We start from the raw sequence: 23,176 nt of genomic DNA, 5'->3' as shown, positions 1-23,176 counted from the left end.
GCCGCCCATCAGGCCGCGGGCGCTGTCCGTCGTGACCTCTGCCACCGGATCGCCTGAGTGCGGGCTGTTGTCGACCTCGGCCGTGCGTCACTTCCGTGACCCCGGCGGGTTCTCGCGCGGTTGTCATCCACCGCTGCCTTGCCGATTCATTCGATCCACGATGTGGTTGCGGAGCTTTGCTGTGCCATTGGCCCTTTACGTTCTCGGACTCGCGGTCTTCGCTCAGGGGACGTCCGAGTTCATGCTCTCCGGCCTCGGGCCGGACATCGCAAGTGACTTGCGTGTCTCTCTTCCCGCAGTGGGGGCACTGACCTCCGCGTTCGCGGTGGGAATGATCATCGGCGCGCCGCTGATGGCGATGATGAGCCTGCGCTGGCCGCGGCGTCGCGCGCTCCTGGTCTTCCTGGTCGTTTTCCTGCTCGTCCATATCCTCGGTGCGGTGACCACCAGCTACGCGGTCCTGCTGGTCACGCGGTTCGTCGGAGCGCTGGCCAACGCGGGGTTCCTGGCGGTGGCCCTGGTGGCCGCGACCGGTCTGGTCGAGCCGGACGCCAAGGGCCGCGCCACCTCCACCCTGCTCGGTGGCATCACTCTCGCGTGCGTGGTGGGCGTTCCCGCCGGCGCTCTGCTCGGTCAGCTCTGGGGATGGCGCTCAGCGTTCTGGGCGGTGGCCGTCCTGTCCGTGCCGGCCGTCATCGCGATCCTGCGGGCGGTACCGGCCGGTGCTCCCGACCCCTCCCGCACGAGCGCGCGAGGGCAACTGCGGTCGCTGCGCGAGCCGCGGCTTCTGGTAACCCTGCTGCTGGGTGCCCTCGTGAACGGCGCGACCTTCTGTTCGTTCACCTACCTCGCGCCCCTGCTGACCTCCGTCACCGGACTGGGCTCCGTATGGGTGCCCACGATGCTCGCGCTCTTCGGTCTGGGCTCGTTCGTCGGTGTCACCGTCGGCGGCCGCATGGCCGATGTGCGGCCCGCCCAGCTGCTGGTGACCGGCGGGGTGGTCCTGCTGGCCGGCTGGGTCGTGTTCGCGGTATCGGCCGGGAACCCGGTGGCGACGCTCGTTCTCGTCTTTGTCCAGGGGGCGCTTTCGTTCGCGGTCGGGTCCACGCTGATCTCGCAGGTGTTCTACGTGGCGACCGGGGCGCCGGCCCTGGCCGGCGGGTTCGCCACGGCCGCGTTCAACGTGGGCGCCGCGATCGGCCCCTGGCTCGGCGGGATCGCGATCGGTGCGGGACTCGGGTACCGCTCGCCGCTGTGGGTCAGCGCGCTGCTGGTGTCCCTCGCACTCGCCACCGCCGCCGCGGCCTGGGGGGCGGGTGGCCGTCAGGGGCTCACCGCGACGCCGTAGGGGCTGTTGCCGACGGTGACGGTCGCGGTGACTTTACGGGTTCCCGGATCGATGACCGACACGGTGCCCGCGCCCTGATTCGTGACGTAGAGGGCGTTCTTGGTGACCTCCAGATTGAACGGGTCGGTGCCCGGAGGGCCGACGGAAACGGTCGCCGAGACGCGAGAGCCGCCGCTGTCGAGGACGGCTACGTTGCCCGGGCCGAGGACCGCGACGTACGCGGTCCTGCCGTCCGGGCCGACCGCCACGTCGAAGGGGCCCTCGCCCACCCGTACGGTCCGTAGCGTGCCGTCGCCGGTGCCGATGACGGAGACGGTCTGCGCCGTCTCGTTCGCCACGTAGGCGGTCTTGCCGTCCTGGCTGATGGCGACGGCCACCGGTGAGCGGCCGGCGGGGAGGTCCCGGGTGACCCGGTTCGTGCCGGTGTTGATGACGGACAGCTTGGTCGAACCGGCGTTCGCGACGTAGGCCGTGGCACCGTCGCGGCTGACCGCCACGCTCACCGGGGAGACGCCGACCTTGACGGTCGCGGCCACCTTGTAGGTCGCGGTGTCGATCACGGACACGCTGTTGGAACCGCCGTTGGTGACGTACAGGCGCTTGCCGTCCGGGCTCAGGGCGACTCCCGAGGGGCCCTTGCCGACCGCCACCGTTTTGACGATCTTGTTGGTCCGGGTGTCGAGCACCGAGACCCGGGCCGACCCGTTGTCGGCGACGTACACATGCTTGCCGTCGGTGGCGACGGCGACCCCTTCGGGCGCGGTGCCCGCCGGTACGGTCGCGATGACCTTGTTGCTGCGTGCGTTGATGACCGAGAGCGTGTCGTCGAGCTGGTTGGTGACGTACACGCGGGCGCTGTCGGACGGGGCCGGGGCCTCGGCCGCGGTCGGCACCGGAGCCGCCTTCGTACACGACGCCAGCAGGATCGTGGCGCCGATCGCGAGCGCCGGCCGGAGCTTCCTCGTCTGTCGTGCGCGGATGGTGCCGGCCCGGCTTCCCAGGGGGTGATGCATCTCGCCTCCCGCGTGCGTCGCGATGGTTTGGTCTGTGTTCCGGGCGTGGTCCCCGACGGCAGGGGTCAGGCCAGGAGTCCGCGTGCGTAGTGGTCGTTCTTGTCGCGTACGCCGGGGAGGGCGAAGAAGTAGCCCCCGCCGCGCGGAGTGATGTACGGCACGAGCGTTTCGGCCTCCAGCCGTTTCTGCATGGCGATGTACGAGTTGAGTTCGCGCTGGAAGCAGACGAACGCGTGCCCCATGTCGAGCTCGGGGACGTTGGGGCTCCGGTCGTAGTCGAAGCTGCGACGCAGGATGGTGCTGCTCGCCGCGGTCTCGGGCGTCTGGGGATTGGCGAGCCGGATGTGCGAGTTCAGCGGGGTGATCAGCCCGTGCGGGTCGTTGGTGTAGATGGGGTCGAGGAGGTCCGACGCGTTCTCGGACTCCGCGTACATCGGGGCGCCGCTCGCCTTGCGCCGGCCGAAGATCCGCTCCTGCTGGGCCACGGGCACCTTCTGCCAGGCCTCGATGTGGAAGTGGACGATGCGGACCACGTGGTACGTGCCGCCGGCCGCCCAGGCGGGCTCGTCGGTGTGCGGCTGGGTCCAGACCACCTGGTTCATCTGGGCGGTGTTGGTGGTGTCCGGGTTGGCGATGCCGTCCTTGAAGCCGAACCAGTCGCGCCGGACGCCGACCGGGCGCGGTGGATTGCGCTGGCCGTCGATGCGCCAGCGCAGCTTCATCGCACCCTTGGTCCTGGTCAGGATGTCGATCAGCGCGTGCACCGTCGTGTCGCGGTGGTCCGCGCACAGCTGGATGAGCAGATCACCGTTGCTCAGCTCGGGGTCCAGATCGTCGTGCTGGAAGGGCTGCATGGCGACGAGCTGGACCGGTTTGCGCCCGCTCAGCCCGAAGCGGCCGTCGAAGAGGGACGCCCCGACTCCGACCGTCATGGTCAGATGGTTGGCCTGGATCTTCGGCCCCAGGATGCCGCTGTCGGAGGGTGCCGACGTCGCGGAGACGTCCGGCGGTGTCCCGCCCGAGGTGAGGAAGCGGGCTCGCGCGGTCAGCGTGCGGAAGAGCGTGGTGAGTTCGGCGCGGGTCGAGGCGGTCACGTCGCAGGAGAGGAAGATCGCGTCCTGCTGGGGAGGGTCAGCGATGCCGGACTGGTGGTATCCGAAGAACGGGACCGTGCCGGTGTCGGCCTTGCCCGCGTCCGGGGCTGCGGCGGGCGCCGCGGCGTGTGCCGCCTCGCTGCCGAGAAGTCCGCCGCCGACCGCTCCTGCCACACCCGCCGCGGTGCTGTGAAGGAAGGACCGGCGTGCGAAGGCGCCCGCCGGGCATTCTCCGCCGCTCCACCCTTCGTCCTGGGCCAGAGGTGTTTCCTCAGTCATGGTTCCCCTCTCGGAAGGAGCCCGGTGGCTGGGCCGGCCAACGCCTGGACCGTGCCTGATTGCTGAGGGATGAGTCCAGATAAAAATCAATATATGGATAAAACAGAAAGATGCCACCTCGGCGCGTCGCCTTGGCGGCGGGCCGGGTCACGCTTGGGCGCGGTGGGACCGTCGCGGCCGACGGCGCCCGAAAGAGAGTGAGGCGCCGCCGGAGGGGGCGGTGGTCCGGCGGGTGTAGGGTTCGGAGCTGCGAAGGGGAGTAGCCCCGCGAACCGGTCGTCGACACACTGGAACCCGCTTGCGGGTTCCCGGTGGCCGGGCCCGCACGGTGCGGGCGGGCGAGACCTTCGGTCCTGTTTGTCGACGACCGTATGCGTGTCGGCAGGGGCCGAAGCCGTGCCCCGCCCTCGTGCCGGTCGTCCTTCGGAGCCCCCGCCGGTGCGGGAAGGCTGGACGAGTCCCGTGATCCCTTTTCTTCTGCTCATCGTGTGCGCGGTGGCGATCTATCTCTCGTGCGAGTGGTTCGTCAACGCGGTCGAATGGCTGGGCGAACGCCTCAAGGTCGGGAAGATGGCCGTCGGTACGATCCTGGCCGCCTTCGGCACCGCGCTGCCCGAGTCGGTGGTCACGCTGGTCGCGGTGACCACCGGCGGGACGGAAGAGGCCAAGAACATCGGCGTCGGCGCGGCGATGGGCGGCCCCCTCGCCCTGGCCACCGTCGCCTACGGCGTCACCGGCACGATGCTGCTGCTCAAGCACCGCAAGGAGCGTCTGCTGGTACTGGCCGACACCGGTATGGCCCCCGGCGGACCCGATGCTCCGGCCCTGGGCGACGAGAAGGACATGAAGCGCCTGGCCAAGGACCAGCAGTGGTTCCTGCCGATCTTCATCGTCAAGGTCTCGCTCGGCCTGGTCGCCTTCGCCTTCAAGCCCGCACTCGGCCTGCTGTTCTTCGCCGCCTACGCGGTCTACTTCTGGCGGGAGATCCGCAGCAGCCGGGCCGCTGAAGCCCAGGAGGAGACAGAGGAGCTGGAGCCGCTGAAGTTCCAGCCCAAGGCCGCGTCCCCCGCCACCTGGGCCGTGGTGGCGCAGACCCTGGCCGCCCTCGCGGTGATCTTCTTGGCCGCGCACTACTTCGTGAAGCAGCTCGATCTCATCGGCCCCATGCTCGGGCTGTCCGCCACGGTGACCGCGCTGCTGCTCTCCCCGATCGCCACCGAACTCCCGGAGATCATGAACGCGGTGATCTGGGTGCGGCAGGGCAAGACGAAGCTGGCCCTGGCGAACATCTCCGGTTCCATGATGATCCAGGCCACCGTCCCCAGCGGCATCGGGCTGCTGTTCACCACCTGGCACTTCGACGGCGCGCTGCTGTGGTCCGGGCTGATCACCATGGCCGCGATCACCTATCTGCTGGCGACGATGCGCGCCCACAGGCTCACCCCGGCCCGCCTCGCGGTCGCGGCCGGCTTCTACGTCGTCTTCGCCCTCGGACTGATCCCGATCCTGTCCTGACCCCGCTCGACCGCTACGCCCACTTCAGGCCAGAGGCGGGCCGGAAGGGGCGTGGGGCGGTCGATAGTCTGCTTGTCGGCCGGGGTGCCGGTGACACACGTTCTCTGCGGCTCCAGCGGCAGGCAGTATTCGCCGGTGCTTCTCTGCACTTCATTCGTTTGGGTGACCAGGGGTATGTGGTTCGGAAATGAGGCTCCGTGGGTCAGGGGACTGGGGGCGTCTCGATGTCGACGCCCAGGGGTCGCGCCGATCGGCGTGGCTCGGGGTGCCAAGCTCAGCGCGATGACGAGTGATGGGGAGGGTGAGGGGGTTGAGCTATGACCTCAAGGCAGTGATCGCGGGGAGCGGTTTGCTGGCTGCTGTGGTTGGCGGTCTGCCCTCGGCTCGCGTCGTAGATCTGCGGCAAGGTCTGGCATTGCTGCCCGTATCTGATGCCTTGTCGGATGCGGTAGCTGGTGCTGACCAGCACTGCCGTACCGATTTCTGGAGCCTTCCGTCCGGCTTCGACCGTGTGCTGGCCGCGTGGTCGAAGGAAGGCTCCGTCGCCTATGTGGAAGCCGAGTACTTCGGAGGTCTCGGCGAGGAGAACGTGGCGGTCTGGCGCGACGGGCAGCTCGTCCTGGGACCGCTCCACCTTGTCGAAGGTGAGCTGCCCTCGTCTGAGGGCACTCCCCTCTGCCGGGCTCTGCGCGAACTTGGTGTCCGTGCTGGTAAGCGGGAGGACGAGTTCACGGCCGTGGGCCTGGGCAAGCACCGGAACACCGAGGGGTGGGCCGGCGCGACGACGTGAGTGTCGTGTGCCGCGGGGGCGCCTGCATCATTCGTCGGCCCCGAGAGCGCGGGGGCGGGGTTTGGGGATGCCGAGGTCGACGGCTGGACGGCGGGCCATGCGTTGGGACTCGTCGGGCTTGGAGCGGAGGAGGGCGAGGGTGAGGGTGAGTCCTTCGATCTCACCGGCCCGGCCCTCCCTCTCAGTTCTGTACCCGCGGGCGAGGAGATCCTTCTCGAGTTCGTCGAGGCGGGCCAGCATTTTGGGGTTGACGTGCAACATCGGGCAGCGGATGCACGCTTCTCTGAACTGGTTCCGTTGATCCGGGCCAATTCGGGCAAGGTCACCCTCAGGTGATGACCTCGACGGCCGCTGGCCTGGCAAACGGTGTTGTTTCCCAACCCAAAGGCCAGTCTCCCTCGCGGTGCTCTGCGGCCTCGACATCCAGGCGACGGGGAACCCGCCGGTCCCACCACCCAGCCCCGTCCTCGGGTCGGCCAGGCCAGGGAACTGTGGCCTGGCGATACTGCTCGTCGATGCGGTCGAGCTCGGGCTGTCTGATCGACCGGACGCGCAGGGGCAGCAGCGGCCAGACCCTCGCGAGGGCGCTTCGGCACCAGATGCTGTTGTGGAACTCGGGTGCGCAGTCCGAGTAGCCTTGCTGTTCCAGTTCCGCGGCGATGTCGCTCCACTGTTCGAGCAAAGAGTTGAGTGTGGGCGGCTGTCCGCCAGCTCGGGGGCTGGCGCCAGCGGTGATGGCTGCACGTACCGCGTCGTACTCTTCGGCGCTCAGAACGATTGCGTCCGCGTGATCGTCTGCTGGGTTCATGCGTCGACTTTCTCTGAACTTCTGCTGAGTGGTGATCGAGTCAGGAGTGTCGTTGCTTGCGGTTGAGTTCGTGGTAGGCACGAAAGTCGAAGAAGCGTAGACCGTCGTTCACTGCTCCAGAATCGATTTCCTGCAAGGTCCAGGGGTGGGCGGAGTAGTCGTCGGTCGCCAAGCCTCCGTGCTTCATTAGGAGCGCGAGAAGTTGGTGAAGCTCTGCGGTGCCGTCGATCCGCCCGGAGATGTCGATCTGGACTGCCCAGGTGGGATGGTGCCCGAGGGCCGCTTCGAGGACCGCCACGTCGTCGGGATCCCAGTCGGAGAAGAGGTAGCCGGTCTGTTCATCGTCGATCTCGATGTAGAGGTTGCCGTCCACAGTCCACGGATCGCGCTGCTGGGGCAGGTGCCGATCGAGTGAGGCGACCGTCTCAGCTCGCTCACCTGCTGGGAATACGAACACACTGCGCATGGGATGGAGCGTAGGAGGTGCAGCTTCGCGGCGACCACGGGTATTCAGGGCTGGTGCGGGTCCGTGGGTGTGCCGGTGGTGTGGATGGCGATGTCAGCGATGGCCGGCATCCCCGGGTTGACCGTTGTCGAGTGCCGGGCGATGAGGTTGTCGAGCTGGGCGAGTTTCTCCTCTGCTCCGGCAAGGCTGGGTGACGAGCCGTTCGGGGGTGTCCTGTGTGAAGGAGGCGTGCCAGTGGGTGTCGAATCCGTCGTACACGTGGTGCTGGAAGCGCCAAAGGGTCTCGTCACCGGGGGTGTGCCGCAGGAGGCAGCGGCCGTCGCGTGAAGTGAAGGTGCCGTCGTCTGCACGCCAGTGATTCAGGTCGGCGATCTCGGCGAGGGTGCTGGTCGTGAGAGGGATCCGGTCGAAGTGGCGGCGGTCGCCGATCAGCTGGGGCAGAGCCTGCGTGAAGGCAGCGATGGCCTCGATCGGGGTCTGCCGGCTGAACCGCACCTCCCAGTAAGGCTCGTGGTGGGCGACGGTCCACCATCGGCCGGCCGGGTCGCTGGGGGTGAAGTCGAGGAAGAGGCTGCCGTCGGGGCTGTCGATGGCGACGCGCCCGGTCGCGACGTCGCGCTGCGGGGGCCGGCCGAAGAGGTGGATCAGCGGGCCGAGCGCGTCGGTGAGCCGGTCGAGTCCGGCTCCGCCCAGGTGCCGTGGGGAGACATGGGGTGGCGTGACTCCGGATGAGAGCGGCTGCGGGCGGCCGTCTGTGCGGCGGTGGGGACAGGCGGAGGTGTCGTACCGGGTGTGGCCCCGGTGGACGGAGGGAGGCCGAGGGCGGAGGCGAGGGCGATGGCTCCGGCCGAGGTGAGACGGACCCGGTCCTGAAGCGGTCCGCCCGTGTACACGGAGGACGCGGACTTGGGGACGCGCTCGGCGAGGTCCTTGGCCTCCAGCGACCGCAGCGTGCTGGTCAGCACGCGGGCGTCCCGGTAGGGGACGTACGGCTGTCCCGGGGAGCTGGTGGCCACGACGTGCCCGCGGGCGATCTCCCACAGGACGGGTGCTGCGTGGCGGTCACGAAGCGATCTCGTGGACGCCGTCGACCGGGCATTATCAGGCCCATGACACACACCACCCGTCCAGGTATCCGGCCCGCCTGGACGATAACTCCCGCTCCGTACGACGACCCTGTGGTCCAACAGCTTCTGCTGGGATTACACGACGAACAGCGCTCGATGTACGGCTTCGCCGACAACCCCGCCGACACCCCCATCTCCCAGTTCGCCCTGCCGCGCGGGCTGTTCCTGCTGACGCGGGACGAAGAAGGGAACGCGCTCGGGTGCGGCGGATGGTGGTTCCTGGACACGCATACCGCAGAGATCAAACGGATGTACGTCCGCCCCGCGGCCCGTGCCCAGTCCCTGGGGCGGGAGATCCTGCTGCATCTGGAAGCCGACGCGAAACTCAGGGGCGCCACGTGCATTCAATTGGAGACCGGCGTCGCCAACACCGCGGCCCTGGCGCTGTACCGCGCTCAGGGATACATGCCGATCACCTCGTACCGGCCCGACAGGAACCCCGACGTCAACCGAGCCCTTCGCAAGGATCTATAGAATGCTGCTGCGTCGGCCGGGGCGGCTCTGTTCCGTGGCTGTGTCAAGGTGTCCGGTCCTTCTGTACGGTCCGGATGTCCTGCGGTCAGTCAGGAGGCTGGGGGCGCAATGCCAGGTACACGGGCCTGGCCGCCGAAATCTCCCCCCGACCTAGCTAGTGCTGTGACCGGAAACGATTGCCGGGGTGTCCTGCGATGATCGGTGGATGAGCGAGCGTGAGTGGCAGGCGTTGACCAAGTCCGAGGAAGCGTTCATGGTCAATTCGTATGAGATCGACATCCTGGCTGGTGTCTGGGGAGATCTCGACGATGCCGATCGGTCCCGACCCGTGAAGGAGCTGGCAGGGATCTTGCTCAGTCTCATCGATCGTGGATGGATCGAGGTTCGTCGAGTTGCGCCGTGGACGTCGCCGTCAGGGGAGAAGGGTTTCCAGCCCGGGGAGCTGGTGCCTCGTGATCAGCTCCCGGTGGTCCTCGAAGATGCGGCCAACTGGGAGTACCCGGACGGCGACTGGATCGGTGCAGTGACCCTGGTGGAGACCGAAGCAGGTATGAAGATCACCCGTCGTTCTCCCGAGGAGATGGCCGAGTAGAGCGCCGTGGCGGGGATTCTCAGGCCGCTGCTGCCAGTGGTCGACCGCCCCACCGGATGCCCCTCTCGCTGCGGACACGGGCGCGTTCGCGCCGTTGGGCGGCCAGGACGGAGGGGTGGCGGGCGTTCTTGTTGCGCCAGCGTAGGTAGCGGTGCAACTCCCGTGTCTGCACGGTGTGGTTGGGGTGGTGGGAGTTGGCAAGGGTGAACTGCCGCAGCGGTCCGAAGTGCGCCTCGATCGGGTTCGCCCAGGAGGCGTTGGTCGGCGTGAAGCACAGCTCGACCTTGTTCTTCCGGGCCCACCGGCGGATCTTGCTGCCCTTGTGGGCGGACAGGTTGTCCAGGATCACGTAGATCGGGCGCCGTCCGGTCGGGCGGCCCGGATCGATTGCAGCGCGGCCAGGGACGGGGCAGTGCCTTTGTGGCGGCGGTTGACACCCCAGAGGGTGTCGTCGCCGACCGAGTAACAGCCGTGGAAGTAGGTGACTCCGTGGGTGCGGTGGAAGGTCGCCGGCGGCCGGTTCGGCCTGCCCTCCTTTGCCCAGCAGGACCCGGCGGTGGGGCGGATGCCGAGCGGCCCGAACTCGTCGAAGGCGAAGGTGCGGTCGGGGCACTCGGTCAGCGCGTACTCGATCCGGTCCAGCTTGGCGTCGAAGTCCGGGTCGGTGGATTCCTTCCAGGTCTTGGTCCGCTGGAACGTCACGCCGCGGCGCGAGAGCAGGCAGCGCAGGGCCTCGCGACTGATGCGTATCGGCTGGGCGACGTTGCGCCGCAGATGGTCGGCGAGCTTGCGGATCGACCAGCGGCTGAAGGGCCTGCCGAGCTTGGTGGGGCGGGTGGTGGCCGTCTGGATGACGAAGTCCTCGTCGTCATCGCTGAGCAGGCGGGGACGGCCTCCCGCCCACCGAGGGTCCAGACAGGCCAGCCCGATCTCGTTGAAGCGGTGGATCACATCCCGGACGGTGTCCTCGTCCGCTTGGACGAGATTCGCGATCACCGGCACGGTGTTCCCGCCAGCCGAGGCCAGCAGCATCATCGCCCGCCGGAATCGCACCGTGCTGGTGCTGCCCCGCCGCACAATCCGCTGGAGCTTCTGCCCCTCCTGCCCGGTCAGCCCGCGGACCCTGACCGTCCCTGCCATCGCGCCTCCTCGCGCCAATCAGACGTGTCGTCACATCCAACCGGCGCAAGCCCAGTCGGCGCCACCCGGTGATCGTTTCAGGTCACAGCACTAGCTGCCTCCGGCCGCTTCGGGCGTCTCGTGTTGCGTGGGGCTGCGCGGAGCACGGTCGAAGCCGATCTCGGGGAAATGCATCGCGCGTACATCGAGACCCGACAAGAACTGGAGTGGCTGAACAAGCGGCTCCAGGAGGTCGCCCAGGCGGCTGGACCCGTCGATGAGTTCGAAGCCACGCTCACCGCTGCGGACATGCCTGAGCAGGAGAAGGCATATGTCCTTCGACGTGCCCAGGAGCAGGACAACCGGGATGCCGGGCGGCTGCGCACCGAGGCGGTCACGAAACGGCGTAGAGCCGATGGCTCCGTATGCCGGGAAACCGGCCTGCGTGACGAAATGCACGCGCGGATTCGACCGTCACAGCGGCGATGGCCTTCGACAACAGCGAGCACGCCGTCGCTCTCCAGCGCTTCAACACCGCGGTGAAACTGGCAGCACGGTCCGGCGACGCAGCCCTGAGCGGGCACATCCTGCGAGCCATGGCACACCAGGCACTCGACATGGGTTTTCGACGCGAAGCCCTCCAGATCGCGCGGGCTTCGGTGCACGGCGAGCGGTACGCGGCCGCCACTCCCCGCGAACCGCCACAACGATGCGGCGGCGAAAGCCCTGCTGCGGGCTGAGGACGACCTGTCGAACGCCCACGACGGGATCAGGGAGCCCGACCGGACGTCTTCTTCGGCGAGGAGTCCTTGGCCCACGAGACCGCATGTGCCCTGCGGGATCTCGGTGATCACCAGCGGGCGGTCAAGGAGTTCCGGCGCTCCGTGCGCACGCGCGGCGCGGCGTTCCGGCGCACGCACGCGGTCACCCTCGGGTACATGGGTGCGACGCAGACCGCCCAGGGCGGTGTTGAGGAGGCGTGCGCGACATGGACCAGCGTCCTGGACGCGATGGAGGACGGGATCTATTCCGGCCGGGCCCGGCAGAGGGTCGTCGACATGCGGCACCTGTTGTCGCCCTACCGCAAGCGCGACATTCCCGCAGTGGGCGTGCTCGACGCCCGCGCGGCCACGTACCTCGCCCAAGTAGATTGATCGCCAGCGTCGCTACGACCGAGTCGAAGGGTTGGGCCCGTGGCCTTGGAGATCAAGCCGGTCGGGGAAGTTGTCGCGGGCCGCACCGAGGTGGCTGATGACTACTGGGGCGGCGTTGAGTCAGTGATCCAGCTCGATGAGGCCGAGTTCCCTACCGACTCCGTGCAGGGCCTGGAGGAGTTCTCCCACCTGGTGGTCGTGTGGCACTTCGACCAGGCATCACCTGATGATGTCGAGTACCACGCCCGCAGCCCGCGGGGAAACACGCAGTGGCCGGCCACCGGGACGTTCGCCCACCGCAACCACCGGCGCCCCAACCAACTGGCGCAAAGCTTCCCGCGCCTGCTGGAAGTCGACGGCCTTCGACTGCGGGTGACGGACCTGGACGCGGTGGTCGGCACGAAGATCTACGACGTGTCGCCATACTTCGCCGAGATGGGACCGCGCGGCGCGATCCATGAGCCCGCCTGGCCCGGCGAGATGCTGGCGGACTACTGGGCAGACAAGGGCTGACCAGGTGTATTGACCTGTGAGGCTGGGGACGCGGCTGGCGGGTGGCCGTGGTGGGTGAGACCTGGAAGCGTTCGGCGGCCCGTCGCAGCGGCCACCCGTCGTCCACGACGCAGCGGGCCAGACGCAGCCGTCCGGTCTCGGTCAGAGGTCATTGCGGTGGGGCATGAGGGCCTTCTGATCGTTCGTGTAGATGTCGCATTCCACACCGAACCCGGAAGGCCCTCACTCATTCAAGATCACCGCACCGTGCGATCCGTCACCAACCTCCATGGACAGAACAGCTAGGGCATTCGTCACCACCATCACCCTCGACCACTTCGTGCCAGAGGCGGGGAAGAAGGGGCGCAGGGCAATCGATAGTCTGCTGCGGACGGGGGAGGGGACTGGTCCAAACTCCCCAGATTCTCCCCAGGACCGGTCCTGAGCACCGATCGGCCTGGCCGATTGGGCAGAAACAGCGAGGTGAGAGGCCATATGTTCACTACCCGTCCCACTCTCCAGGGCACCTTCGGCATGGTGTCCTCCACCCACTGGCTCGCCTCGCAGTCCGCGATGGCCGTGCTGGAGGACGGCGGCAATGCCTACGATGCCGCCGTCGCCGCGGGCTTTGTCCTGCATGTCGTGGAACCGCATCTCAACGGACCGGGCGGCGAGGTGCCGATCATCCTCGCGCCCGCAGGCGGCGAGGTGCGGGTGCTCTGCGGGCAGGGCCCGGCCCCCGCGGGCGCGACCATCGGCCACTACCGCTCGCTCGGCCTGGAACTGGTCCCCGGCACCGGACCGCTGGCCGCCGCCGTGCCCGGTGCCTTCGACGCCTGGATGCTGCTGCTGCGCGACCACGGCACCAAGTTCCTCGCCCAGGTGCTGCGTTACGCCATCGAGTACGCGGAGGACGGCCACGCGCCCGTCGAACGGATCGGCCAGACCGTCGAGACCGTCCGTGAGCTCTTCGAGAGCGAGTGGACCTCGTCCGCCGATGTCTACCTCCCCGGCGGCAAGGCACCGGCGCCCGGCGAGCTGTTCCGTAACCCCGCGCTCGCCGCCACCTGGCGCCGTCTGATCGCCGAGGCGGAAGCGGCCGGCGAGGACCGGGTGAGCCAGATCGAGGCCGCGCGCGCCGTGTGGCGCGAGGGCTTCATCGCCGAGGCGCTGCTCCGGCAGGCGGCCCATCCCACCATGGACACCAGCGGCTCACGCCACACCGGCACGCTCACCGCGGCCGATCTGGCCGGCTGGTCCGCGACGTACGAGGCGCCCGCGACGTACGACTGGAACGGCTGGACCCTCTGCAAGGCGGGCGGCTGGAGCCAGGGCCCCGCCTTCCTCCAGCAGCTCGCCCTGCTGCCCTCGCTCGCGTCCGAGCTGCCCCGGTACGGCTCCGCGGAGTACGTCCATCTGCTCATCGAGGGCTGCAAGCTCGCCATGGCCGACCGGGAGGCCTGGTACGGCGACGCCGCCGACGTGCCGCTCGGCACGCTGCTCTCGGAGCCGTACAACACCGCACGCCGCGCGCTCATCGACGAGCGGGCCTCGTACGAACTGCGCCCCGGCAGCCCCGACGGACGCGAGCCCGCCCTGAGCGCCCACGCCAGCGCGGTCGCCGCCGGAGAGCCCGGCTTCGACGCGCTGGGCGTCCCGGCCGCGGGCGTGGGTGAGCCGACCGTGGCCAAGGACGGCGCCACCCGGGGGGACACCTGCCACCTCGACATCGTGGACCGCTGGGGCAACATGATCGCCGCCACCCCCAGCGGCGGCTGGCTCCAGTCCAACCCGGTCGTGCCCGAGCTGGGTTTCCCGCTGGGCACCCGGCTGCAGATGGCCTGGCTGGACCACGGCCTGCCGAACTCCCTCGCCCCCGGCCGTCGGCCCCGCACCACCCTCACCCCGTCCCTCGCGCTGCGCGACGGCGTACCGGTGCTCGCGTTCGGTACGCCGGGCGGTGACCAGCAGGATCAGTGGCAGCTCCACTTCTTCCTGGCGGTCGCCCTCCGCACGCCCGTCCGGGGCGGACTCGACCTCCAGGGCGCCATCGACGCGCCCAACTGGCACAACGACAGCTTCCCCAGCTCCTTCTTCCCGCGCGGGATGCGGCCCGGCAGTGTGACCGTGGAGGCGGGCATGGACCAGGACGTCATCGACGCCCTGCGCGGCCGCGGCCATGACGTGACCGTCGCCGAAGCCTGGTCCGAGGGGCGGCTGTGCGCGGTGGCCAGGGATCCGGAGACCGGCATCCTGTCGGCCGCCGCCAACCCCCGCGGCATGCAGGGTTACGCCGTCGGCCGCTGACCGTCCCCCCAGCCGTCACCCGACCTGGCATTCGGCGGGCCATCGGGGCGTGGTTGGCTGGAGGCATGATCGATGACTCTGTGTACGGAACGGTGCCCCTGCGGGGGACGGCCCACGAACCCCGCGTGTCGGCCGTCGAGGAGGCCGTCCGCGCGGCGGCCGCCGCCGAGATCATGCCGCGCTTCCGGCAGCTCGCCGCGCACGAGATCGTCGAGAAGAGCGGCCCGCACGATCTGGTGACGATCGCGGACCGGCGTGCGGAGGAGTACCTCACCGCCGCACTCACCGCGCTGCTTCCGGGCTCCGTGGTGGTCGGCGAGGAGGCGGTCCACGCGGACCCGGCGGTGTACGCCGCCCTGCGCGGCGACGCGCCGGTCTGGATCGTCGACCCGGTCGACGGCACCCGCCAGTTCGTCCGCGGCGAGCCGGGCTTCTGCACCCTCGTCGCCCTCGCGCAGGGCGGCGAGGTGCTGGCGTCCTGGACGTACGCGGCGGCGCTGGACCTGATGGCTGTCGCGGTACGCGGCCGGGGCGCCACGCTCAACGGTGCGCCGCTGCGCTCCGGCGCCCCCGCGCCGGGCGCGGTGCTCGCGGTCGCGATGTCACACCCGGACTACACCACGGACGAACAGAAGCGGGCCCTCCTCGGCCTGCGCACCGAGGGCATCGACGCCCGCGCGTGCGGCTCGGCGGGGCTGGAGTATCTGGCCGTCGCGCGCGGCGCGCTCGACGCGGTGGCCTTCAACTGGGAGCTGGCCTGGGACCACGCGGCGGGGCTCCTGCTGGTGACGGAGGCGGGCGGCGTCCAGACGACGCTTTCGGGTGAGCCGTACCGCATCACGGGCGACAACGCGCTGCCCTTCACCGCGGCCAGGGACGCGGCGACGGCGCGGCGGGTACGGGAGCGACTGCTCACCGGAGCCTGATCCGTCCGGCGTCCGGCGTACGGCCTCAGGCGTTAGGCGTCCGGCGTCAGGCCTCCGGCTCAGACCTCCGGCGGACGGCTTCCGGCAGCCCGGACCTCGCCGACACGCCCGCGCCCGCGTCCAGCACCGCCCGTACGCCCTTCACTACGTCCGCCGCGGCCTCCACCGCCTCCGCGTCCAGCGCTTTCAGCGCCTCCGCGACCCGGTCCGCGAAAGCGAGCAGCTGCTCGGCTCTCCCGCCGCTCCCGTACGAGGTCCACACGAAGGCCGTGACCATCCGGTCCAAGGCCACCACGAAGTCCACCGCGGTCGGGGTGCTCTACAAGAGCCACAAGTTCAGCGTGGCCAAGAAGAGCGGCAACTGGCTCTACATCACGGACAAGACGACCGGCGTAAAGGGCTGGGTCTCCGGCACGTACGTCTACCGCCACGCCCGAATGTGCCTCGACTGACAGGCACGCGGCGACAACCCGCTTATTGCATAGCTGAGTTAATCACTCGCTCGCCAAATCCCGTCCCGTGAACAACCGGGCCGCTGGGCCCCTCCGGACGGAGTTCTCCTTGTCCGACGACATATCCGACGACATAAGAGGATGTCGTGGGCGTGCTCACGACACGGATCGAAGCGGACTTCGGAATGGGCATGGATCAGGTGAAGGCCACGGTCCCTGCGGCGCCGACTGCCAGCCCCGGTGCCACCGACCTCGTCAAGTGGCACGGCCTTCTGGCCGAGTCTCAGAGGGTGGTCGACCGGGCGGAAGACGCGCTCCTCGCCGCGCTGGAGACACAGCCCAGTGAGGTCGACCACCCGACGATGGACCTCGCCCATCGCGTCAGCGCGGCCGTCGATGCACGGGATCGGCGGGCTCTGGTCGTGCGGTGACTTCTCGACCCGGACGCTCCCGGGAAGAAGGATCTCGCTGCCGAACGGCTTGCCCGTCTCAATCGCGGCGCCCGTACGGGCCCGGCCATGCAGACCAGCGCTCCGTACCGACCCGCGGCTGCACCGCCGTCAGCGCCGAGCACGGGAAGGGCAGCGCAGCGATGAGCATCCGGCTCAAGCCCAGCACCGTGGACGGCCGACTGCAGGACGTCTTCGGCGCCCCTGTCGCCCAGCTGTACGAGAGGGCGATCAGTGCCGATGCCTCTCCGGCGATGACCCGCGCCCTGGAGCTGCGGTCGTTCCTCGCTCTGGCCGAGGAGCAGGTCGTCCGTGTCCGCGACCGCGTGCACGACCGGGATCTCGGTGGCGATGGTGAATGCCCGGTGGGCGGCCATCTCCGAGCCCTGGTCCCAGGTCAGGGGACGCCACAGATGCGGCGGGAGGGTCTGGACCGTGGCGGCGCGTCCGTTGCTCCACCGCTTGCTCCTGCGGAGGTTGATCCCGACGATCCGGGCCGCTTCCCGGGTGCTGTAGCCCTGCTCCAAGAGCTGGAAGTATGCGGCCCGCTCCCGGATCAGCCTTCCGGCCCCCGGCGTCCTGTTCTCGCAGATCTCGAAGTCTGGCTCCGTTCGTTTCTAGGAACAGCGTTTGTCGGCGGGTTCCGGAGGCAGTTGGTGATCAACCAGTCCGTGAATGTTGAAGAGAAATGACGGCACTGCCCTGGCCCCGAACGCGGGACGGCCAGCCGTCCATCGGGCGGCTGGGGCCCTTTTTGTGGATCACCTCGCGGCCGTGAGCCCGGTTCTCAGTCAACGGGCTCCGTGGCTTTGTTCACGAGAACCGGCTCTGGCTCAACTTCTGTGACGCGACCACTCTCAGTGATCCGCCTTGCCTTCGAATTTCCGGGCGGCAGAGTCCAGGTGGCTCGTTGGGAGAGGGCGGTAGCGTGTGTTCGTTGCCAGCGAAGGCCCGCGAAGTTCATGGCGGCGTGTGTCAGGGTTCTGGCATGACTTCGACACCGGATGGACGCCCTATCCCACCCGCACGTGCTGGCGAGCGCGCCATGCTCGAATCGTGGCTCGACTTTCACCGTGCCACTCTCGCCCTGAAGTGTTCGGGCCTCAAAGACGATCAATTACGGCTGGCCTCGGCTGCGCCGTCGTCGATGACACTGCTGGGCCTCGTCCAGCACATGGCCGAGGTGGAACGCAACTGGTTCCAGCGTGTGTTCGCAGGCCAGGACGTGCACGCAGTCTTCGGGGAGAGCAACGTTGACGGCTTTGCACTTGAGGATGGCCGAGGACTCGACGAGGCCGTGGCGGTCTGGCAGACAGAGATCGTTCGAGGGCGTGAGCTCATCGCTGCCGCCTCGCTGGACGACTCCGGTCGGCTGTCTGAGCAGGAAGCCAGCCACGTAGGTGACGGAGGTGTTTCGCTGCGCTGGATCATGGTCCACATGATCGAGGAGTACGCACGTCACAACGGCCATGCCGACCTGATCCGGGAGCGCATCGACGGTGTCGCCGGGGCGTGAAATGCGGTTGGCAACAGCTTGTTCGGCTGGCTCTATTCACCAGTAGTGTAGTGGTACTGTCACCAGCTGTTACGACAACAGGACTCTTTTTCTGAGGAGTTGGAAGCCGGCCCGGCCGAACATATGGCGCTTGAGCATCTTGATCCGGTTGACATGCCCCTCGACGACACCCCGAATTCCAGGGGAGCGTGAAGCCGGCGATGACTGCTTCGCGGTCGCGGTCGATGCCCGCGGCGAGGGTGTGGAGGCTGGGGAGGTCGTCCTGCCTGACGGCGGCGAGCCAGTCCGGCAGGCGCTCCCCCTGGCGCTCGGTGAGCATGGTCGCGAAGGACCGGACATGCCTGGTGAGTGCGTCGATCTCGGGGCAGTTGGCCCGGACGTTCTTCAGGTGGAGGTGTTCGGTCTCGGAGAGGGTTTCAGGGCGGCGGAGAACCCATCCGGCGACGGCCCGGGGCGAGGGAGGACGGGCTGTAACGGGCCGCGGCGAGGTGCGTTTCTGGCGGAGGTAGGCACGAACGCGCTGGTAGCTGCCTTTGTAGCCGAGCGGGACGATCTCTTCCCATAGTTTCCAGGCGTTGGTGCGGCCCTCGTTCCAGCGGTCGTCCAGGTAGGTCTTGTACTCGTCGAGGACCGAGGTCCGGGTCTGCCACTGCCCGGTGAAGAGGTCTTCCGGCTTGGCGGCGCCCGCGTACCGTTTGACGGTTCGGCTGGTCATGCCGAGCTGCCGCTGGATGGCGCGACGGCTGTGTCCTGCCTCAACCAGGGCATGGACCGTGGCATGCACGGTCCGGGTTCGGTCGGCGAACCGGTGGCCGGTCGGCCATGGTGAGCCGGAGGACTCCTCCGCCGGGTCGGGCTCCGTCTCGGGCGTTTCAGGTGTCTCGGACACCAGGACTCGCAGGCATCGGCGGTGCTGGGCGATGCTCCGCTCGGCGGCCTCGCTGAGGTTGTGCCAGAGGTGCCACCGGTCCGCGACCTGCACGGCCTGCGGGGCGCCGAGGCTGGCGCCCTCGGCGAAGAACGGCGCGGTCCGGCATACGACCTCGATTCCGGGCCGTTGGGCCAGCCACGCGGCCAGGCTCGACGACTCCCGGTCGGGCAGCAGGTCGACGGGTCGGCGGGTTTCGACGTCCACGAGGACGGTGCCGTAGTGGCGGCCCTTGCGGGTGGCGTACTCGTCGACGCCGACCACCCGCGGAGCGGGTACTTCTGGTTCGGGAAGTGCTTCGACCAGCCGCAGGACTGTGCTGCGGCTGGTCGGCGCACCGACGATGTCGGCCAGGCGGGATCCGGGCCGGCCCGCCAGCGCGAGACCGATCGCGGTCAGGGTCGAGCGCAGCCGCTCGGTCCGCTGACTGTGCCTTCGGGTCAGACCGGGTATCTGCTCGACGAAGGTGTGACGTCCGCACTCGGCGGTCCGGCAGGCGAACCGGCGGACCCGCAGCTGGAGTACGACGCTTCGTCCCGAACTCGGAACATCAGCGGGAAACCGCAGGTAGGAGCCGTGAACCTGGGCGGACCACGCTCCGCAACCCGGACACGAGGCGCCCGCGGCGGTGCACCTTACATCAACACGCACTATCGCGATATTCACGTCGACCGACAGCACCGCGACGTCCGCGATCGACGGGAACAACAACTCCTCCAGCCGAAGCAAGATCTCATTCACAGCCCCGAACTATCGGCCCAGCCACTGCTGTCACTGCTCGTTTTGAAGCAACTTCCCGCGTCAACGTCGGGAGTTCAGTCGTCACTCACAGTTCACGGATTACACAACCTGAGCCAGAACCCGAGAACCGACAGCACCTGTGCACGAGTTTGGGCAGCACTCGAAGCTCTGCAGAAATCGAACAGTTCATGACTTCAGGCAGCACGGGCCCCTGCCGAGAGTTCAGCAGGGGCCCACGGTGTAGCGAGCTGCGGAGGGCCGGGGCCTGTCCTCGATGAGCGGCATGCCGGCCGGCATCCGCTACCGTCTGCTGCCGGTCTGACGGCCCGGCCTCACTTCAGATGTCGGGTGAAGAACTGGGCCGCGGCGTCCCCCGCGAACTGCGGGACGCCGGTGTGCCCGCCCATATTGGCGTGCAGGGACTTCTCCTTGGAGCCGAAGGCGTCGAAAAGGTCCAGGGCCGCCTGCCGGTCGTTCCCTTCGTCGTCCCACTGCAGCAGGACATGCAGCGGAATAGTGACCTGCCGGGCCTCCTCGAACATGGCGCGAGGCACGAAACTCCCGGCGAACAGACCGGCGGCCGAGATGCGAGGCTCGACCACCGCCAGCCGGATGCCAATCGAGATCACTCCCCCCGAGTACCCGACCGGTCCGCCGATCTCGGGCAGCGAAAGGAGGGCGGCCAGGGCGGCCTGCCATTCCGGGACGGCCTTTTCGACCAACGGGAGGATGAGGGCGTCGACGATCTCGTCGCTGACCGGCTCGCCGGCCCCCATTGCCCGGCGCAGGTCGGAGCGGGCCTGCTCGGCGGCGGGCCAACGGGGCCGGTCGCCGCTTCCGGGGAGCTCGATGGTGGCCGTGGCGAAGCCCTCCGCCGCGGAGTGCAGGGCCCGGGCCACCAGTCGGGGGTACATCTTGCGCAGCCCGAGGGGAGGGTGGCCGAGCAGGATCAGCGGCACCGGTGCGGATACGGATGCGGATCCGGGTGTCCACAGGATGCCGGGGATCTCACCGAGGGTGAATTCGCGTTCGAGGACGCCGTCGTCGAGGCGCTGCTCGGAAGTGAAATGCATGGTCGTGCCTTTCGGGAGTGCTCAGAGCGGCGCTCCCGGACGACCTATCGCCCGACCGTGACCCCGGAGGGGAGCACCCATGTCGATACTGCGTTCACGGGTACCACCTCCTCGATCTCTCGCACGGCCTCCGGAAAAATAGCAGTGGTCGCCCTCGTCCGCCTAACGAGTTTTTGCGGAGTCTCCGTGGCCGGATGACACGAAGACTACGCAGAGCTACTTGGGGTGTCGTCGCGACTTCCCGAGTGGCGGCTCTGCGACGGCGGGGTGCACTGGCGCTGTCGTTTCTCAGGTTCTGGCTCACATTCCGTGTAGCTGTTACGGAGAGTCAGATCTTCGGGGCCATGCGATGCCTGTCGGGATGGGCACGAAGCTGGGGTGAGGTGAGTTCCAGGGCCCTGTTGTCGCATCCGGCGCTCATGTGGTTGAGCCAGCGTTCGTACCAGTCGAGGAAGTCGGCGGCGGAGGAGACGTTGGGGCCCCAGTAGCCGTCGCCGTTGCCGATGAGGACGCGGCCGGTGAGGGGATCGGTTACCGCGATGACGCATACGTCGGTGCAGCTCTTCCGCAGGAGAGCGAAGCCGGCGCGGCCGAACATCTGGCGCTTGAGCATCTTGATCCGGTTGACGTGTCCTTCGACGACGCCGGAGTTCCAGGGCAGGGTGAGCCCGGCGATGACGGCGTCGCGGTCACGTTCGACGCCCGCGGCGAGGGTGTGGAGGCCGGGGAGGTCGTCGCAGTGGACAGCGTCCAGCCACTGCGGCAGCCGTTCCCCCTGGCGCTCGGTGAGCATCTGGGCGAAGGACCGGACGTGAGGCCCAGCGTAGGTCTCGGTCCCGACTTCGCACCCGCCACGGTCAGCCCGAGGCTCAGCTCCGTGACCCGCTTGCGCCCCCACGCCGGCTACTCCTGAGTAGATGACCGGTCGGACCTCAAGCCCGTCGACGTTGGGGCCGCTTCCCCAGGGCCGCGGGCGGCACTATGTAGCGGACCGTCACCCGGCTCTGCGGCATGCCCATGCAGTGGGGTGCGATCGGCGACGGCGGCACCGTCTACTTCGGCGGCCGCGGCGACCGCGACGAGCACGGTCACTACACCGGCGCCGATGACACGATCAGCGACCACGGGCCCCGTTGAAGCGGCGTACCTCGCGGCACTGGCCGCCTTCGCGGAGAGCTCGGGCATCGACCGGCTAGAGATCCGCGACCCGTCCGTCACCGGCCACGTTCACCTCGGCGTAGAGCCCCCGGTCGCGGGCCACGGCCTCGCCGGGCTCTTCCCACCCGACCTCACCGGCTCCCACGACGGCGCCGAAGTCTGCCTCCCGGTCGCCCTGGAACTGGTCCGTGCGATGCTCCGCGACCAGGGAGCCTGATGCCGGGCTGGAGGTCGGCGACGTGTTCACCGTGCATGTCGAGTGGGATCAATAGCCTCCTACGAGGAGAACAGCAGCGATGCTGATCAGCAACCGCATCGTCGCCTCGGCCAACGAGTCGACCGGCACCGACGCCGTACGCACCGTTCGGGTCCTGGCCGTCGGCGCCGCGCCCGAGCCCCGGACCGCGCAGCCCGTCCCGCAGGCCCCCGCCGCGCCGGGCGTCCCCGAGGCGCCGGTGAAGACGCGGGAGACGGCGTCACCCGGCTTCCGCCAGGCGCTGGCCGCGCACCAGGCTGTCGCCCCCGCGCAGCAGCTGGATCCGGGGATCACGGAGGCGGTGGAGCGGCAGACCAGGGCGATGCGCGAGCTCAGCCGCAGGGCGTTCCCCGAGCCGCCCGCGGTGCCCGATGATGCGCCGGCCCCGCTCGACCAGGCCCGCGTCCAGCGTCGCCGCCAGGCCGCGGCGACCGAGGCGGCCGCGCTGCGCAGGGCGCGGCAGGAACGCGCGGGCATCGCCGTGCCGCAGGCTGTTGCACTGCGCACGACAGCGTGAGCGGCGTGTCCGTACGGCGCCTGGGCTCGTTGTTTCCCGCGGGAAACAACGAGCCGTCGCTCGAACCGGGGGATGGCGGTGCCGTTCTAGGTGCGACCGTATTGAGCCTGTAACTGGGCGAGCAGTTCCTGTGCTTGGTCCGGGGAGAAGGCGGTCACGTCGGCCTCATCCACGCCGTGGACGGCGAGAGTCCATTCGCCCGAGTCCGAGGAGCTGACTTCGATGGGCGGCTGAGCCATCCACATCACGTCGATGCCGCGCCGGACGACCACGGCCACGAGTCCGGGCATCGACGCCGTCGCTCGGCCGCCCGGGTTCATCATCAGGAAATCAGCAAGAGCCTCGGTGGCATCGTCGCCCCGCAGGCTCGTTGCGGAGACCGCGATGTCCCCGCCGCCGGTGTGGACGAGCGTGACCGCCATGTGCGTACAGTCCTCGTGCCGTTCCCACGGTGGGGTCTTGCAAGTGAAGGTCATCTGCGCATCCTGCCCAAGCGGCAGGGCCGCTGGTAGCCGAACCAGTAAGGCTGTCCTGGTCCGAGGGTTTCCGGCCTGCACCTTGGCTGGACCTCGACCGGCGGCT

The 23,176-nt window shown here is 68.8% G+C and carries 26 protein-coding genes and 5 pseudogenes; 17 read left to right on the top strand and 14 right to left on the bottom strand.

Annotated features, from left to right (window positions below):
• Positions 1 to 181 precede the first annotated feature (181 nt).
• Positions 182 to 1,348: a Cmx/CmrA family chloramphenicol efflux MFS transporter gene (locus tag ACFVWW_RS06035; protein WP_384335312.1), complete on the top strand. Its 1,167-nt coding sequence runs from the start codon at positions 182 to 184 to the stop codon at positions 1,346 to 1,348.
• On the opposite strand, the gene ACFVWW_RS06030 is transcribed toward ACFVWW_RS06035, so the two are convergent.
• Positions 1,324 to 2,361, bottom strand: coding sequence for a cytochrome D1 domain-containing protein (locus tag ACFVWW_RS06030; RefSeq protein WP_384335309.1), 1,038 nt, complete (start codon positions 2,359 to 2,361; stop codon positions 1,324 to 1,326). The genes ACFVWW_RS06035 and ACFVWW_RS06030 overlap by 25 nt on opposite strands.
• Before the next feature lie 65 nt (positions 2,362 to 2,426).
• Positions 2,427 to 3,734, bottom strand: coding sequence for a Dyp-type peroxidase (locus ACFVWW_RS06025; RefSeq protein WP_384181260.1), 1,308 nt, complete (start codon positions 3,732 to 3,734; stop codon positions 2,427 to 2,429).
• A 462-nt stretch (positions 3,735 to 4,196) separates the two neighbouring features.
• Between ACFVWW_RS06025 and ACFVWW_RS06020 the strand changes: the two genes are divergently transcribed.
• Entirely contained in the window at positions 4,197 to 5,249 is a 1,053-nt protein-coding gene (locus ACFVWW_RS06020) for a sodium:calcium antiporter (RefSeq protein ID WP_386876185.1), read from the top strand.
• Between the two features lie 310 nt (positions 5,250 to 5,559).
• Entirely contained in the window at positions 5,560 to 6,039 is a 480-nt protein-coding gene (locus ACFVWW_RS06015) for a hypothetical protein (protein WP_386876183.1), read from the top strand.
• Positions 6,040 to 6,066: 27 nt separating this feature from the next.
• Here ACFVWW_RS06015 and ACFVWW_RS06010 read toward each other — a convergent pair whose 3' ends face one another.
• The 5 genes from ACFVWW_RS06010 to ACFVWW_RS05990 all read right to left on the bottom strand — a co-directional run bounded on the left by ACFVWW_RS06010 (position 6,067) and on the right by ACFVWW_RS05990 (position 8,329).
• Positions 6,067 to 6,300: a recombinase gene (locus tag ACFVWW_RS06010; protein ID WP_386876181.1), complete on the bottom strand. Its 234-nt coding sequence runs from the start codon at positions 6,298 to 6,300 to the stop codon at positions 6,067 to 6,069.
• A gap of 67 nt (positions 6,301 to 6,367) precedes the next feature.
• Positions 6,368 to 6,847 carry a hypothetical protein gene (locus ACFVWW_RS06005; RefSeq protein WP_386876179.1) on the bottom strand — a complete coding sequence of 160 codons (480 nt, stop codon included), beginning with the start codon at positions 6,845 to 6,847 and terminating at the stop codon, positions 6,368 to 6,370.
• Positions 6,848 to 6,887: 40 nt separating this feature from the next.
• Positions 6,888 to 7,313, bottom strand: coding sequence for a hypothetical protein (locus tag ACFVWW_RS06000; protein WP_386876177.1), 426 nt, complete (start codon positions 7,311 to 7,313; stop codon positions 6,888 to 6,890).
• A 93-nt stretch (positions 7,314 to 7,406) separates the two neighbouring features.
• Positions 7,407 to 7,904 carry a DUF317 domain-containing protein gene (locus ACFVWW_RS05995; RefSeq protein ID WP_386876769.1) on the bottom strand — a complete coding sequence of 166 codons (498 nt, stop codon included), beginning with the start codon at positions 7,902 to 7,904 and terminating at the stop codon, positions 7,407 to 7,409.
• 53 nt (positions 7,905 to 7,957) lie between these two features.
• The gene (locus ACFVWW_RS05990; protein WP_386876811.1) at positions 7,958 to 8,329 is read right to left on the bottom strand and encodes a hypothetical protein; all 372 of its coding nucleotides are present in this window, start codon (positions 8,327 to 8,329) and stop codon (positions 7,958 to 7,960) included.
• Between the two features lie 93 nt (positions 8,330 to 8,422).
• Between ACFVWW_RS05990 and ACFVWW_RS05985 the strand changes: the two genes are divergently transcribed.
• Both ACFVWW_RS05985 and ACFVWW_RS05980 read left to right on the top strand, forming a co-directional pair.
• A complete protein-coding gene (locus ACFVWW_RS05985; RefSeq protein WP_386876175.1) occupies positions 8,423 to 8,914 on the top strand; it encodes a GNAT family N-acetyltransferase in 492 nt (163 codons plus the stop codon).
• Positions 8,915 to 9,119: 205 nt separating this feature from the next.
• On the top strand, positions 9,120 to 9,506 hold the full coding sequence (locus ACFVWW_RS05980; RefSeq protein WP_384337810.1) for a hypothetical protein: 387 nt from the start codon (positions 9,120 to 9,122) through the stop codon (positions 9,504 to 9,506).
• A gap of 19 nt (positions 9,507 to 9,525) precedes the next feature.
• Here the strand turns inward: ACFVWW_RS05980 and ACFVWW_RS05975 are convergent.
• Together ACFVWW_RS05975 and ACFVWW_RS05970 are read right to left on the bottom strand one after the other, a co-directional pair.
• Positions 9,526 to 10,646: pseudogene (locus ACFVWW_RS05975) on the bottom strand (IS630 family transposase).
• Between the two features lie 90 nt (positions 10,647 to 10,736).
• Positions 10,737 to 11,084 (bottom strand): hypothetical protein, encoded by a 348-nt coding sequence (locus tag ACFVWW_RS05970; RefSeq protein WP_386876173.1) that lies wholly within the window; start codon positions 11,082 to 11,084, stop codon positions 10,737 to 10,739.
• Positions 11,085 to 11,110: 26 nt separating this feature from the next.
• On the opposite strand from ACFVWW_RS05970, the gene ACFVWW_RS05965 reads away from it, so the two are divergent.
• From ACFVWW_RS05965 to ACFVWW_RS05955, 3 genes are all read left to right on the top strand, one after another.
• Complete coding sequence (locus tag ACFVWW_RS05965; RefSeq protein ID WP_386876171.1) at positions 11,111 to 11,365, top strand: hypothetical protein; 255 nt, start codon at positions 11,111 to 11,113, stop codon at positions 11,363 to 11,365.
• A 69-nt stretch (positions 11,366 to 11,434) separates the two neighbouring features.
• Positions 11,435 to 11,779 (top strand): hypothetical protein, encoded by a 345-nt coding sequence (locus tag ACFVWW_RS05960; RefSeq protein ID WP_386876169.1) that lies wholly within the window; start codon positions 11,435 to 11,437, stop codon positions 11,777 to 11,779.
• A 39-nt stretch (positions 11,780 to 11,818) separates the two neighbouring features.
• On the top strand, positions 11,819 to 12,292 hold the full coding sequence (locus ACFVWW_RS05955; protein WP_386876167.1) for a TrmO family methyltransferase: 474 nt from the start codon (positions 11,819 to 11,821) through the stop codon (positions 12,290 to 12,292).
• Positions 12,293 to 12,329: 37 nt separating this feature from the next.
• Here ACFVWW_RS05955 and ACFVWW_RS05950 read toward each other — a convergent pair.
• Positions 12,330 to 12,457, bottom strand: a pseudogene (locus ACFVWW_RS05950) (IS481 family transposase); the annotation flags it as partial.
• A 309-nt stretch (positions 12,458 to 12,766) separates the two neighbouring features.
• On the opposite strand from ACFVWW_RS05950, the gene ACFVWW_RS05945 reads away from it, so the two are divergent.
• From ACFVWW_RS05945 to ACFVWW_RS05920, 6 genes and pseudogenes are all read left to right on the top strand, one after another.
• Positions 12,767 to 14,578, top strand: coding sequence for a gamma-glutamyltransferase family protein (locus ACFVWW_RS05945; RefSeq protein WP_386876165.1), 1,812 nt, complete (start codon positions 12,767 to 12,769; stop codon positions 14,576 to 14,578).
• Between the two features lie 65 nt (positions 14,579 to 14,643).
• Positions 14,644 to 15,504: an inositol monophosphatase family protein gene (locus ACFVWW_RS05940; RefSeq protein WP_386876163.1), complete on the top strand. Its 861-nt coding sequence runs from the start codon at positions 14,644 to 14,646 to the stop codon at positions 15,502 to 15,504.
• A gap of 161 nt (positions 15,505 to 15,665) precedes the next feature.
• Positions 15,666 to 15,956, top strand: a pseudogene (locus tag ACFVWW_RS05935) (SH3 domain-containing protein); the annotation flags it as partial.
• Between the two features lie 109 nt (positions 15,957 to 16,065).
• Positions 16,066 to 16,552, top strand: a pseudogene (locus tag ACFVWW_RS05930) (hypothetical protein).
• Positions 16,549 to 16,752, top strand: a pseudogene (locus tag ACFVWW_RS05925) (hypothetical protein); the annotation flags it as partial. The pseudogenes ACFVWW_RS05930 and ACFVWW_RS05925, both read left to right, overlap by 4 nt.
• Positions 16,753 to 17,393: 641 nt before the next feature.
• Positions 17,394 to 17,921, top strand: coding sequence for a DinB family protein (locus tag ACFVWW_RS05920; protein WP_384181270.1), 528 nt, complete (start codon positions 17,394 to 17,396; stop codon positions 17,919 to 17,921).
• On the opposite strand, the gene ACFVWW_RS05915 is transcribed toward ACFVWW_RS05920, so the two are convergent.
• The 3 genes from ACFVWW_RS05915 to ACFVWW_RS05905 form a co-directional block, all read right to left on the bottom strand.
• Positions 17,833 to 19,500 carry an ISL3 family transposase gene (locus ACFVWW_RS05915; RefSeq protein ID WP_386876767.1) on the bottom strand — a complete coding sequence of 556 codons (1,668 nt, stop codon included), beginning with the start codon at positions 19,498 to 19,500 and terminating at the stop codon, positions 17,833 to 17,835. The genes ACFVWW_RS05920 and ACFVWW_RS05915 overlap by 89 nt on opposite strands.
• Before the next feature lie 422 nt (positions 19,501 to 19,922).
• The gene (locus ACFVWW_RS05910) at positions 19,923 to 20,663 is read right to left on the bottom strand and encodes an alpha/beta hydrolase (protein ID WP_386876161.1); all 741 of its coding nucleotides are present in this window, start codon (positions 20,661 to 20,663) and stop codon (positions 19,923 to 19,925) included.
• Positions 20,664 to 20,991: 328 nt separating this feature from the next.
• Positions 20,992 to 21,456 carry a hypothetical protein gene (locus ACFVWW_RS05905; protein WP_386876159.1) on the bottom strand — a complete coding sequence of 155 codons (465 nt, stop codon included), beginning with the start codon at positions 21,454 to 21,456 and terminating at the stop codon, positions 20,992 to 20,994.
• A 218-nt stretch (positions 21,457 to 21,674) separates the two neighbouring features.
• On the opposite strand from ACFVWW_RS05905, the gene ACFVWW_RS05900 reads away from it, so the two are divergent.
• From ACFVWW_RS05900 to ACFVWW_RS05890, 3 genes are all read left to right on the top strand, one after another.
• Positions 21,675 to 21,800 carry a hypothetical protein gene (locus tag ACFVWW_RS05900; RefSeq protein WP_386876157.1) on the top strand — a complete coding sequence of 42 codons (126 nt, stop codon included), beginning with the start codon at positions 21,675 to 21,677 and terminating at the stop codon, positions 21,798 to 21,800.
• Positions 21,769 to 22,038: a hypothetical protein gene (locus ACFVWW_RS05895; RefSeq protein ID WP_386876155.1), complete on the top strand. Its 270-nt coding sequence runs from the start codon at positions 21,769 to 21,771 to the stop codon at positions 22,036 to 22,038. The genes ACFVWW_RS05900 and ACFVWW_RS05895 overlap by 32 nt, the downstream gene beginning before the upstream one ends.
• 79 nt (positions 22,039 to 22,117) lie before the next feature.
• On the top strand, positions 22,118 to 22,594 hold the full coding sequence (locus ACFVWW_RS05890) for a hypothetical protein (RefSeq protein ID WP_384335280.1): 477 nt from the start codon (positions 22,118 to 22,120) through the stop codon (positions 22,592 to 22,594).
• A gap of 86 nt (positions 22,595 to 22,680) precedes the next feature.
• Here the strand turns inward: ACFVWW_RS05890 and ACFVWW_RS05885 are convergent, their stop codons facing one another.
• Entirely contained in the window at positions 22,681 to 23,016 is a 336-nt protein-coding gene (locus ACFVWW_RS05885) for a hypothetical protein (RefSeq protein WP_384335277.1), read from the bottom strand.
• Positions 23,017 to 23,176: the final 160 nt, after the last annotated feature.

The sequence above is a fragment of the Streptomyces sp. NPDC058198 genome, from assembly GCF_042882605.1.
Classification (GTDB): domain Bacteria; phylum Actinomycetota; class Actinomycetes; order Streptomycetales; family Streptomycetaceae; genus Streptomyces.
Note: the sequence above shows the minus strand (reverse complement) of the source record. Positions and strands in the feature narration are given on the sequence as shown.